Source organism: Pseudomonas saponiphila, assembly GCF_900105185.1.
In the GTDB taxonomy this organism is placed as follows: Bacteria; Pseudomonadota; Gammaproteobacteria; order Pseudomonadales; family Pseudomonadaceae; genus Aquipseudomonas; species Aquipseudomonas saponiphila.
The window spans coordinates 3,302,877-3,314,731 of record NZ_FNTJ01000001.1 but is presented as its reverse complement, the minus strand read 5'-3'; the positions used below and the strand labels follow the sequence as shown (position 1 = coordinate 3,314,731).

The 11,855-nt window shown below is 62.9% G+C and carries 10 protein-coding genes and 1 pseudogene; 6 read left to right on the top strand and 5 right to left on the bottom strand.

Features of this window, described 5'->3' with window-relative positions:
- Positions 1–54 precede the first annotated feature (54 nt).
- The 3 genes from BLV47_RS15345 (at position 55) to BLV47_RS36235 (ending at position 2,277) form a co-directional block, all read left to right on the top strand.
- Positions 55–906, top strand: a complete 852-nt coding sequence (locus tag BLV47_RS15345) for a substrate-binding periplasmic protein (RefSeq protein ID WP_092314943.1) — start codon at positions 55–57, stop codon at positions 904–906.
- Between the two features lie 90 nt (positions 907–996).
- Entirely contained in the window at positions 997–2,007 is a 1,011-nt protein-coding gene (locus BLV47_RS15340) for an Ldh family oxidoreductase (RefSeq protein ID WP_092314941.1), read from the top strand.
- 132 nt (positions 2,008–2,139) lie between these two features.
- On the top strand, positions 2,140–2,277 hold the full coding sequence (locus tag BLV47_RS36235) for a hypothetical protein (RefSeq protein WP_167365666.1): 138 nt from the start codon (positions 2,140–2,142) through the stop codon (positions 2,275–2,277).
- A gap of 225 nt (positions 2,278–2,502) precedes the next feature.
- Here BLV47_RS36235 and BLV47_RS15335 read toward each other — a convergent pair whose 3' ends face one another.
- Complete coding sequence (locus tag BLV47_RS15335; RefSeq protein WP_092314939.1) at positions 2,503–3,417, bottom strand: LysR family transcriptional regulator; 915 nt, start codon at positions 3,415–3,417, stop codon at positions 2,503–2,505.
- Between the two features lie 266 nt (positions 3,418–3,683).
- On the opposite strand from BLV47_RS15335, the gene BLV47_RS15330 reads away from it, so the two are divergent.
- Both BLV47_RS15330 and pgm read left to right on the top strand, forming a co-directional pair.
- Positions 3,684–4,706: a zinc-dependent alcohol dehydrogenase family protein gene (locus BLV47_RS15330; protein WP_092314937.1), complete on the top strand. Its 1,023-nt coding sequence runs from the start codon at positions 3,684–3,686 to the stop codon at positions 4,704–4,706.
- A gap of 226 nt (positions 4,707–4,932) precedes the next feature.
- Positions 4,933–6,579: a phosphoglucomutase (alpha-D-glucose-1,6-bisphosphate-dependent) gene (gene pgm / locus BLV47_RS15325; RefSeq protein ID WP_092314935.1), complete on the top strand. Its 1,647-nt coding sequence runs from the start codon at positions 4,933–4,935 to the stop codon at positions 6,577–6,579.
- A gap of 76 nt (positions 6,580–6,655) precedes the next feature.
- Here pgm and BLV47_RS15320 read toward each other — a convergent pair whose 3' ends face one another.
- The 4 genes and pseudogenes from BLV47_RS15320 to BLV47_RS15305 all read right to left on the bottom strand — a co-directional run.
- Positions 6,656–7,390: a pirin family protein gene (locus BLV47_RS15320; RefSeq protein WP_279626579.1), complete on the bottom strand. Its 735-nt coding sequence runs from the start codon at positions 7,388–7,390 to the stop codon at positions 6,656–6,658.
- Entirely contained in the window at positions 7,387–8,136 is a 750-nt protein-coding gene (istB, locus tag BLV47_RS15315) for an IS21-like element IS1474 family helper ATPase IstB (protein ID WP_062838242.1), read from the bottom strand. The genes BLV47_RS15320 and istB overlap by 4 nt, the downstream gene beginning before the upstream one ends.
- On the bottom strand, positions 8,024–9,709 hold the full coding sequence (gene istA / locus BLV47_RS15310) for an IS21 family transposase (protein ID WP_062838241.1): 1,686 nt from the start codon (positions 9,707–9,709) through the stop codon (positions 8,024–8,026). Before istA ends, istB begins: the two co-directional genes overlap by 113 nt.
- A gap of 218 nt (positions 9,710–9,927) precedes the next feature.
- A pseudogene (locus BLV47_RS15305) lies at positions 9,928–10,335 on the bottom strand (TetR family transcriptional regulator); the annotation flags it as partial.
- A 426-nt stretch (positions 10,336–10,761) separates the two neighbouring features.
- Here BLV47_RS15305 and BLV47_RS15300 point away from each other — a divergent pair.
- Positions 10,762–11,649: a phytanoyl-CoA dioxygenase family protein gene (locus BLV47_RS15300; RefSeq protein WP_092314931.1), complete on the top strand. Its 888-nt coding sequence runs from the start codon at positions 10,762–10,764 to the stop codon at positions 11,647–11,649.
- The last annotated feature ends 206 nt before the right edge of the window (positions 11,650–11,855 follow it).

The window sequence follows — 11,855 nt, the reverse complement described above, 5'->3', positions numbered from 1 at the left end:
CGGGCCGTCTTTCGGCTGCTGTTCCATTGACGCAATCCAAGCACAGGTGAAGCCATGATCCGCTCATTCAAATGCATTACCCGTTGGATATTCCTCTGTTCCACCCTGGTGGGCGGCTCGGCCCTGCTCGGTGTACCCCTGGCCTTGGCGGACTGCAAGCCGGCCCACCAGTTCACCACCCTGACCCCAGGGGTGCTGAGCGTCGCGGCCTGGGTCTTCCCGCCCTATTCGATACCCGGGCCGGGCAACCAGTTGAGCGGGATCGATGGCGAAATCATCAAGCGTATCGCTGCCAGGGAGTGCCTGGACATCAAGCTGACGGTGGTCGACCCGGCGGCGGTGATCCAGTCAGTGATCGCCCGGCGGGCCGACGTCGGCATCGGTGACTGGTACCGTACCGCCGAGCGCAGCAAGGCCCTGGGCCTGTCCGCGCCGCTGTACCTGGACATGATGGGGATTATCTCCAACGAGGGGTATTCGACCATCTCCGAGCTTGAAGGCAAGCGCATCGGTACGGTGCAGGGTTACTTGTGGGTCGATGATCTGAAAAAGGCCTTTGGCGACAACCTGGTGCTATACCCCAACCCGGTGGCGATGGCGCAGGACCTGGCCTCGAATCGGATTGCGCTGGGCATCGACAGCTTCGCAGTTGGTGTGGCTTCGCAGCAGAAGGGCGCTTACCAGGGCAAGCGCATCAAAGTCTCGGAGCCTGATCCTCGGGTCAAGGCCACCTTGCAGCCGGGGCAGTCCGGTTTCCCGCACACCAAGGCCAATGTCGCGCTGGGGGTGGCGTTGAACGAAAATATCCAGGCCTTGCACGCGTCTGGGGAAATTGCCGAGATACTCGGCTCGTTCGGCCTGGATAAACAAGTCGCCAACGTCGGTACGCCGCGCCTGGTGGAATGACCTGGCCACCAAACACGCCTGCCAGGCGGCTGGCGCGGGCCTCAGGCCAAGTGCACCAGACTGTTTCGCGGCAGCCTCAGGGAGTCGTCCATGCAAGCGAGCGCAGCGTTCAAATGCCTATCGCTGGCAGAGGCCAGGGCTTTTGCCCAGGGCTGCTGCCTGAGCGCCGGCAGCAGCCGGGAAGTGGCTCGGGCCCTGGCCGAAGCCACGGTATCGGCCCAGGGCCATGGACTGGCCAGCCTGGGTTTCGAGCATCTGCTGGATTACCTGGAAGGGTTCGCCAGCGGGCGCATTGTCGGCCTGGCCCAGCCGCAGCTGACTCAGGTGGCGCCGGCGATGATTCGTTGTGATGCGCGCCAGGGCATCGCGCAATTGGGGTTCGACCAGGCCTTCGCTGCCTTGCGCGACAATACCCGGCAGTTGGGCATCAGCCTGTTTGCCCTGTACAACGGCTTTACCTGTGGCGAACTGGGCTATTACACCCGGCGTCTGGCTGGCGAGGGGTTGGTAGCGCTGGCCTTCTGCAATGGCCCGCCGTTATTGACCGTGGCCGGCCAGCGCCAGCCGATGTATTCGACCAACCCCCTGGCGTTCGCCGCCCCCTGCGGTGACGGGCCTGCGCTATTGATCGACCAGGCCAGTAGCGCCACGGCCTTCGTCAACATCCTCAAGGCTGCCGAGGCCGGGGAGGCGATCCCCCAAGGCTGGGCAGTGGATGCCCAGGGCGCTGCCACTCTGAGCGCCCGGGAGGCCATGCACGGCGCCTTGCTGGCATTCGGTGGCAGCCGCGGGGCCAACATTGCCTTGCTGGTGGAAGTGCTGGCCGGCGGTGTTACCGGGGCCAACTGGTCGCTGGATGCGCCCGACTTTCGCAGCGGCGGGCAGTCGCCCGGAGCAGGGCTGCTGGTGATCGCCATCGCCCCGCACCTGCTCGATGAACAGTTCGAGAACCGACTGGGACAGCAGCTGCGGCGTCTGCAACGTCTGGGCGTCCACCCACCCGGGCAGGCCAAGCAGCAAGCCTGGGCTCGGGCGCAAAAAGAAGGGATTCGCTTGCCCATGGAGCTGTATCGGCAGCTAGGGGACATGTTTCGGGTTTAGCGGCAGTGGCCTTCTGACAACGGATGGTGCGGCTGGGGCCGTACCGCTCGTCGATAGTGCTCAGAGCCTGGCTGGCAGCTTTAACCGGGCACACGTCGACGGCAGTGGTGATGGTGTTCATCGCGGGGGTTCTTGAAACCGACCGACATGGTGAGTGCCGTTGGCCAGGAGAACCTGGCGGCCCTTGGCATCGGCGTTACTGCGCAAGAGCATCAGGATGTCTGGCTCGAAGGCATCTGGATCAAGGAGGCTGAAATCCGCTCGAGTTGATCCTCTGGCATGAGAGGGCGGATTCGATGCGCAAAGGGCGGCGAGTACAGGTCTGTGCTCGCCGAGGTCAATGATGGGAGTGTTTGCCGCGCAACCGGTCGCCAGAGTTAGCCCTGCACGCAGGCCCATTGGGCATGCAGACGAGGTTTTGGCACTAGCGCCGTGAGGCGGCATACCGACCTTGCGCATGCCCTCGCCTCAAGGTTGAGGCTGGGCACCTAGCCATCAAAGACTATCCGGATCGCCAAAGAACATCTGAATCCGCGAACGCAACCAGCGTTCTCCCGGGTCGTTGTCCTGGGAGCCGCGCCAGGCCATGTGCAACTCGAAGCTGCGCACTGGCAGGGGCGGGTCTTCAGCACGTACTCCGCCAGCAGCGGTCAGGGCGTCGGCGGTGTAGTCGGGGACGGTGGCGAGGATGTCGGTGCCGGCCAGCAGGGTGCTCAGGCCGTTGAATTGCGGCACGGCGAGTACCACGTGGCGCTTGCGTCCGAGCTTCTCCAGTTCTTCATCGATAAAGCCGCTCAGGTCCCCGGCAAACGACACCAGGGCATGGGGGCGGGCGCAGAAGTCGTCCAGGCTCAGGGCGCCCGGAACGGTGTCGGCACGCAGCAGTTTCGGCAGGCTGCGGCGCAATACCTTGCGCTTGGCGTTGGCCGGCAGGTCGGCGGTGTAGCTGACGCCGATGGATATTTCACCGGAAGCCAGCAGCGACGGCATCAGCAGGTAGTTGGCCCGGCGCACCACCAGCACGATACCCGGCGCCTCGGCCCGCAGGCGCTTGAGCAGCATGGGCAGCAGGGCGAACTCCACGTCGTCGGACAAGCCTATCCGGAACACCGCGGTGCTGGTGGCGGGATCGAATTCGGCGGCGCGACTGACGGCGGTGGAGATCGAGTCCAGGGCCGGCGAGAGCAGGGCGAAGATTTCCACCGCCCGGGCCGACGGCTCCATGCTACGGCCGGTGCGCACAAACAGGGGGTCGTCGAACAGATTGCGCAGGCGCGACAAGGCGGCGCTGATGGCCGGCTGGCCAAGAAACAGCTTCTCGGCGGCGCGGGTCACGCTGCGTTCGTGCATCAGTGTTTCGAACACGATCAACAGGTTCAGGTCGACACGACGCAGGTCATTACGATTCATCTGGAGTCCTGGCAGAGTCAGCGAACTTGACGGGAGCGACCCTTTGGGTAAAAAGGTCGGCGTGAATCTTACGGGTAAAGGCTGGTACTCTGCACCGGCTAAATGTTGTTTGTAGTCAGGCCGCGCACGGGAAGTGCTGTCCGCCCCGCTTAGCAAGGGCACGGAATCAATGACAGACATGTCGACTATTAATAGGCACTGATAGTCTTGCTTTCAAAGCCCGGATAAAGTTCGCGGCATTAGAGGTTAATTTGACGAGGTTTGCGATGTCCCGCACGATTCGTTTTCACAAGTTTGGACCGGCCGAGGTGCTCAAATGCGAAGAGCATGCGGCCTCGTTGCCTGCGCCAGGCGAAGTGCAGGTACGAGTCGAAGCCATTGGTATCAGTTGGTACGACGTGCTCTGGCGGCAGAACCTGGCGTCGTCCCATGCCCGCCTGCCATCGGGTCTGGGGCATGAAATGGCCGGCGTGGTCACCGCAGTGGGCGAGGGCGTCGACGACCTCGCGGTCGGTGACAAGGTCGCCAGCTTTCCCGCCGAAAGTCCCAATGATTATCCGGTATACGGCGAGCTGATCGTCCTGCCGCGCTCGGCCCTGACCCGCTACCCGGAGGTGCTGAGCCCCATCGAGGCGGCCGTGCACTACACGCCGCTGTTGATCGCCTATTTCGCCTACGCTGATCTGGCGCGGGTCAAGCCCGGGCAGTTCGCCCTGGTGACCGACGCCAGTCACTGCGCCGGTCCGTCCTTTGTCCAGTTGGGCAAGGCCCTGGGTGTGCGGGTGATTGCCGCCACCAAGAGCGCAGAAGAACGTGAGTACCTGCTGTCCCTGGGAGCCGAGAAAGTCATCGTCACCGAGGAGCAGGACCTGCTGATGCAGATCAACAAGCTCACCGACAATCGTGGGGTCGATGTGGTGTTCGATGGCCTGGGCGGTCCGCAAATGTCGATGCTTGGCGATGTCCTGGCGCCCCGCGGCAGCCTGGTGCTGTATGGCTTGCAAGGCGGTAACCAGACACCGTTTCCGGCCTGTGCGGCGTTCCAGAAGAACATTCAGTTCTTCGTCCACTGCATCGGCAATTTCACCGGCAAGCCGGAGCTGGGGATCATTCAGGATCAGGTCGCGTTGCAGCGTGCGCTGCGCGACATCAACCAGTTGACCGCGGACCGGGTGCTGCTGCCCTTGAAGACTCGGGTCTTTCCTTTCAGCGAGTTTGTCGAAGCGCACCGTTACATGGACGAGTGTCCATGCCGCGAGCGGGTGGCGCTCCAGGTCGAACCGGCCTGATGACTCCAACGCCAGGCCTAGCCTGGCGTTTTTGTATCTGCGCCCTTGGCTAGCGGCCGGTCGGCGAAGATTCTCCGGAAAACTGCACAAGGCTTGCGGGCCCTTTTGCCGGCAAGCCGACGCCTACAGAAAAGCGTGGCGCTGCGGGATAGATTCCATCGCGCTGCGGTCAAACTGCCAGTAAACTGCGCTCCATTCCCGAACCATCCTTTTCCAGAGGTTTTGCATGACTCTCAGTCCTTTTGCGGGCAAACCGGCACCGGTTGAATTGCTGGTCGATATCCCGCGACTGGTTACGGCGTATTACACCGGTCAACCCGATGCCTCGGTGCCTACCCAGCGCGTGGCTTTCGGCACCTCCGGGCATCGCGGCAGTTCGTTCGATCTGAGTTTCAATGAATGGCACGTCCTGGCCATCAGTCAGGCCATTTGCCTGTACCGTGAATCCCAGGGCATCAATGGTCCATTGTTCGTGGGTATCGACACCCACGCGCTGTCGACCCCGGCCGGGGCCAGTGCGCTGGAAGTCCTGGCGGCCAACGGCGTGACCGTGATGATCGCTGCCGGTGACGAGTACACCCCGACCCCGGCGGTGTCCCATGCCATTCTCTGCTACAACCGCGGCCGCACCTCGGGCCTGGCGGACGGGATCGTCATCACGCCCTCGCACAACCCGCCACAAAGCGGTGGCTACAAGTACAACCCCACCAATGGCGGCCCGGCCGACACCCATATCACCAAGTGGATCGAAGCCAAGGCCAACGAACTGCTGGCGGCCAAGCTCGTCGGAGTCAAGCGCATCAGCTACGAGCAGGCGCTGAAGGCCGATACCACCCATCGCCACGACTACCTCAATACCTACGTCGCCGACCTGATCAACGTCATCGACCTGGACGCCATCCGCAACGCCAAGCTGCGCCTGGGCGTGGATCCGCTGGGTGGAGCAGGGGTGCGCTACTGGTCGGCGATCGCCGAGCACTACCGCCTTGATCTGGATGTGGTGAACCGGCAAGTGGACGCCACCTTCCGCTTCATGTCGGTGGACTGGGACGGACAGATCCGCATGGATCCATCCTCCAGCTACGCCATGCAAGGATTGATCGGCCTGAAAGAGCGCTTTGACGTGGCTTTCGCCTGCGACCCCGATCACGACCGCCACGGCATCGTCACCCCCAGCGGCGGCCTGCTGGCGCCGAACAACTACCTGGCGGTGTCCATCGACTACCTGTTCCAGAACCGTCCGCAATGGCGCGCCGACGCCGCCGTGGGCAAGACCGTGGTCAGCAGCGGCCTGATCGATCGGGTGGCCGCGCGTCTGGGCCGTCGCCTGTATGAAGTGCCCGTGGGCTTCAAGTGGTTTGCCGACGGCCTGTTCGACGGCTCCCTCGGCTTTGGCGGTGAAGAAAGTGCCGGTGCCTCGTTCCTGCGCAAGGACGGTGGCGTCTGGTGCACCGACAAGGACGGCCTGATCCCGTCGCTGCTGGCCGCTGAAATGACCGCTCGCACCGGTCGTGATCCGAACCAGGCCTACCGCGCCTTGTGCGACGAGTTGGGCGAACCCTTCTCGGTGCGGGTCGATGCCAAGGCCAACCCGCAGCAAAAGGCCCTGCTCAGCAAGCTTTCGCCGCAACAGGTGACCTCGACCCAGCTGGCCGGCGAGCCGATCCAGCAGATCCTCAGCCAGGCCCCGGGCAACGATCAGGCCATTGGTGGCCTGAAAGTCATGACCGAGAACGGCTGGTTCGCCGCCCGGCCATCGGGCACCGAGGATATCTACAAGATCTACGCCGAAAGCTTCATCGGCGACGATCACCTCAAGCAACTGGTGCAGGAAGCCCAGACCCTGGTGGACACCGCCATCAGCGGCAACTGATTCACGTAGGAGCCGGCTTGCCGGCGAAAAAAAGGGGCGACCATCACGGTCGCCCCTTTTTAGTTGCCCCTGCGCTTCACGCCAGATCCACCAGGACGATTTCACTGTCCTGCAGCGCGCTCACCCGCAGCACGCGTTCGTCCTCGATCGCGACCCCATCTCGAGCTTCGGCGCGCAAGCCGTTGATCTCGATCGCCCCGGTAGCGGGCACCAGATAGGCCCGGCGTCCAGCATCCAGATGGTACTCGGCGGTTTCCCCGGCCTTCAGATTGGCCGCCACCAGCCGTGCATCGGCTCGGATGCGCAAGCTTTCCTCGTCGCCGTCCTTGCCGCTGGCCAGGGTCACAAAACCTTCGCGCAGCCCCTTGGGAAAAGGCTTGGCGCCCCAGGACGGCGCAGAGCCGGCCTGGTTGGGAATGATCCAGATCTGGAAAATCTTGGTCGGCGTGGCCTCCAGGTTGTATTCGCTGTGGGCGATCCCGGTCCCGGCGCTCATGACCTGCACGTCGCCGGCCTCGGTGCGGCCCTTGTTGCCAAGGTTGTCCTGATGGCTGATGGCGCCTTCGCGGACGTAGGTGATGATTTCCATGTCCCGGTGCGGGTGCTGGGGAAAACCGGTGCCGGGAGCGATCACGTCATCGTTCCAGACCCGCAGGTTGCCCCAGTGCATGCGCTTGGGGTCGTAGTACTCGGCGAAGGAAAAATGGTGATGAGTGCGGATTTCGGTGAACGTGACCGAGCGTTTCGCTAATACGTGACCGGTGCTTCCACCCCGGTTGCGCGGGTTCTGGATTGTAATCGCATCGGTCACGATGCGGCTTGTTCCTCGGCTTTTTTTCGGCGCAGCGACTCGCCTTTCATCGTCAGTCGGTAGGCGTTGTGCACCAGGCGGTCGAGGATGGCATCGGCCAGGGTCGGGTCGTTGATCCAGCCGTGCCAGTGCTCGATGGGCAGTTGGCTCGTCAGGATGGTGGAGCGGCTGCCAGCGCGGTCGTCGATCACCTCCAGCAGGTCATGCCGGGCTCCTTCCTCCAGCGGGGCTAGCGCCCAGTCGTCCAGCACCAGGACGTCGACCTTTGCCAGCTGTTGCAGGGTACGGCCGAAGCTGCCGTCGCCATGAGCGATGCGCAGTTGTTCCAGCAGGCGCGGGGTGCGCAGGTACAGGGTGCTATAGCCCTGGCGGCAGGCCTGGTTGCCCAGGGCGCAGGCCAGCCAGGTTTTGCCGGCACCGGTCGGGCCGGTCAGCAGCAGGTTGTGCTGCTGGCGGATCCAGTCGCCACTGGCCAGGGTGGCGATCAGACGCTCGTCCAGGGCGCGTCCGGTGCGGCGGTCGAGATCTTCCAGGCAGGCGTTGGCGTACTTGAGCTTGGCCTTCTTGCGCAGCCGTACCAGGCGCTGGTTGTCACGCCAGGCCAGTTCGCGGTCGAGCAGTAGGCCGAGGCGTTCATCGAAGCTCAGGCTGTGGCTGGCCGGCAGCGTCCATTGCTCTTCCAGGGCGCGGGCCATGCCGTCCAGGCGTAGCTGGTGCAGTTGATTCAGGGTGTGTTGCGGCATCATCGAACAGCTCCTGTTGCGGGGGTTGGTAGTAGTCGGCGCCACGGACGTTCTCGTGGTCGCCGGGTAAGGTCGTTTCGGCGGCACGCTGGGGCAGCGGCTGTTGATCCAGGCCTTGCTGGAGCAGGTTGCGCACGCTGCGCCCGGTGAAGGCGCGCAGGTGTACGGCACGTTCGGCAGCGGCTTCCAGGCGTGCATTGCCATAGCGCCGGGCCAGCGAGAGCAGGCCGAGGCAGGCGCGGTAGCCCATCTCCGGGTGCGGCTTGTGGGTCAGTTGGTGATCGATCAGTTGGCGCGTGTAGGGGCCGATCCGCGCGCCCCAGTCGAGCAGGCGTTGTGGCGTCCATTCGCGATGCGCCTGGTGCGCCGCGGGCATGTGCTCGCGCTGGGTACTGTAAGCGCCGCGTCGCCCCAGCAGCAGGTGGCTGGCCACCCGCCGGTTGCCATGCAGCACTTCCAGGGTGTGTGCCGTCAGTCGCACGTCCACGTTCTGCCGGGCCAGGGCGGAGGGCACGCTGTAGAAGCTGCCATTGACCTCGATGTGGTAGTCGATGCTGACCTTGCAGCGCTTGAAGGTGGCGACCTCGTAGGGATGCACCGGCAGCGCTCGCAAGGCCGGGCGATCCAGGCGCTCGAACCAGTCGCGCCGGCAGCCATCGAGCCGCTTGAACGGGCGCCGATTCAGATCCTCCAGCAGCTCGGCGATGGCCTGGTTAAGCGCATGCAGGCTGAAGAACTGCCGATGGCGCAGCCGCGCCATGATCCAGCGCTCGACCACCTGCACCGCCACCTCGGCCTTGGCCTTGTCCTGAGGCTTGCGTGGCCGTGCCGGCAGGATCACCGTCTGGTAATGACGCGCGCACTCCAGCGTGGCCCGGTTCAGGCCCGGCTCGTAGCGATCCGGCTGGGCGACCAGGGCGCGCGGATTGTCCGGCACAACCATTTCCGGCACGCCGCCAAAGTAGGTCAGAGCCTGGCCCAGCGAGGTCAGCCAGTCCACCTGGGTTTCGCCTGGCGTCGCGCAGGCATAGGTGTAATTCGAGGCGCCCAGGGCGGCGACGAAGATGTGCGCCCGGCGCACTTCGCCGGTGGCCGGGTCGACCACCGGCAGCGTCGGCCCGGCATAGTCGATGAATAGCTTCTCGCCCGCACGGTGCAGCTGACGCATCGAACGTTTGAGCGTCTGGGCGTAGCGCCGGTAGTGCTCGACGAACTGGGTGTAGCGGTAGGTCGGCTGGCCCGCATGCGCGGCGAGATATTCCTCCCACAGCAGCTGCAAGGTCACGCCCTTGCGTCGCAACTCGCGGTGGATGCTCAGCACATCGGGCAGCACTCGCTCACCGCGCGGCTTGTTCGTCGACGTCGGTGCAAACAAGGCGGCCGCCAGCGCGGCCTCGTCCATGGCCACCAGCGCCGGCCAGTCCAGCCCGGCCACCCGCGCCGCCGCGATGTACTTGCTAACCACGCCCTTGGACAGCTGCAAGGCACGGGCAATCTTCTCGTGGGACAAGCCGGCCTCAAACTTGAGGCGCAGACATTCTTTGATGTTTCGCATGGCTACTCGCGGCGCCGCCATCTTCCTCTCCCGAAATCGGTCGAGGATGGCGGCGCATCAGGTCATGCGCAACGAAGGGGAAGGCTTTCGCTAAGTCGTGACCGGCGATTTCGGTAAGCCGTGACCACCTGTTTCGGAACAGGCGGAAAATCGGTCACGTTGCTACCGAAATGAGCGGTCACGCGTTAGCGAAATGACCGGTCACGATCAACCGAAACGGCCGGTCACGGTGCTCCGAAATCCGCAACCTGGTGGGTCGCTTCGATGGAAACGGCATAAATCCTAGCCGCCATTTCCGGATTGTTGCGCAGGCTCCAGAAGAAGAGTTCGAACTGTGTGGTAGCCCGCTCGGGGTGCAAGGTGAACCACTTGACCAGTTGGCGCAACATTTCCCCAATCGATTCCGCTGGCGTAGCGCCTGTCGGAACGTACTGCAGTGATTGCTGCGGCATGTTGATCAAGGATTCGTAGACCGCACAGAACAATTCGTCCTTGGTGTGGAAAACATAGTGCAGTGAGGCCAGCGGAGAATCCGCCGCGGCTGCGATCCGCCGCGTCGTGGCGTCGGCTATGCCGTACTCCGCGATCACCTTGATGGTGGCTTCAATAAAATCCTGTTTGCGCTCTTCAGCGCCTATCCGAGCCATTGAGCGTTCTCCCTTATCGGTATTGCCGCCAACCTTCGATCCAGCCTTGACGGCGACGAATCCTATCGCAAGGTCACTCCCCAATCCATGAGGTGAGTCGATGCAATCGGGATGACGAAAGTCCGTGCGTGCTTATCGTCAAGGAGACACGCGTGACAGGGCAGGGCACTGGTCCGCTATGAACGTGATGCCGCCAGTCAGCGAACGCCAGCGGGTGCAACGGATTTCATGGTTCTAACGGTGGTGGTGGAAAGACAAAGCAACAATCAACTGACTTGATCATTTGATCAGGCTCAGTGATCATAACGTGCTCTCGCTGAGAGTGAAAGCAAGAGGGCGTTGCGGTGACAGGCAACGGGTGGGGTGAGTCAGGCTGAACCGACTCACTGGATAGAACAATGACTAAACCAGACAGGTAGAAAGCAGATGGATACACGAAAACTCTCGACTGTCAGCAGCGATGCATCGGTCGAACAGGTGGTGGAGATCATCCTGCGTGACGGCGGGGTCATCATTTCCGATTTTGTCTCGCCCTCGACGTTGAAGTCCCTCGCTGAAGAATTGGATGCCTACTTGAATGTCACGCCTTGCGGAGTGGATCCCTATTTCGCAGGCACGCAAACCCGACGTGTCGGCCGTATCATCGGGCGAAGCGACACGGCCGTGGATGTGGCATTGAACCCACTGTTCATTGGGGCGGCCAGGAAGATCCTGCAGACACCTACCCATGTCTGGGTGGGTAGCGACCGCGTCGAGATCGAGCCTGACATTCAACTCAGCATTACCCAAGCCATCCAGATCGGGCCAGGCCAAGGCTTGCAGCCCCTGCACCGTGATGATGCTACTTCGCTGTGGAGGCATCCCCAGTACGGACGTGAAGCCCGCCTGCAACTCATGCTGGCCATCTCTGATTTCACCGAAGAGAACGGGGCAACACGCGTCATTCCCGGTAGTCATCAATGGGATGACGAGCGCATGCCGACCCAGGAGCAGACCGTTGCCGCTGAAATGAAGGCAGGCTCCGCGCTGCTATGGATGGGGTCGGTCTATCACGGCGGTGGCGCCAATACCTCCTCGACTCCTCGTACTGGCCTGACCATGGCCTACGACCTGGCCGTCTTGCGCCTCGAAGAGAATCACTTCCTTTCCCTTCCCATTGAACGCGTTCGCCAGCTTCCGGCAGAGATGCAACGCCTGCTGGGCTGGAGTGTCAGCTCCACGTTGCTGGGCTGGGTAGAAGTCGATGGCCTGATGCGAGACCCGCACGAGCTACTGGGCATGCCCGAGTTCTCTGAGCCGGGAAAAGGGTTCTGACGATCCTGAGCCGTCAGGAAGCAGCCCCTACTCTGGGAGCCATGTGAATGAATGTTTGGCGAAGGACAGTTACCGTTTTTCTGCATGTTTTGATCTGAAGTTACTCCGTGTCAGGCCGAAGGCCTGCTTCTTTACCGCCTCTCGGGGCGGATTTTTTTTGGTTTCCCTTTACCAGTCTAAAAACTACAAATTGCACAGTGTTGAAG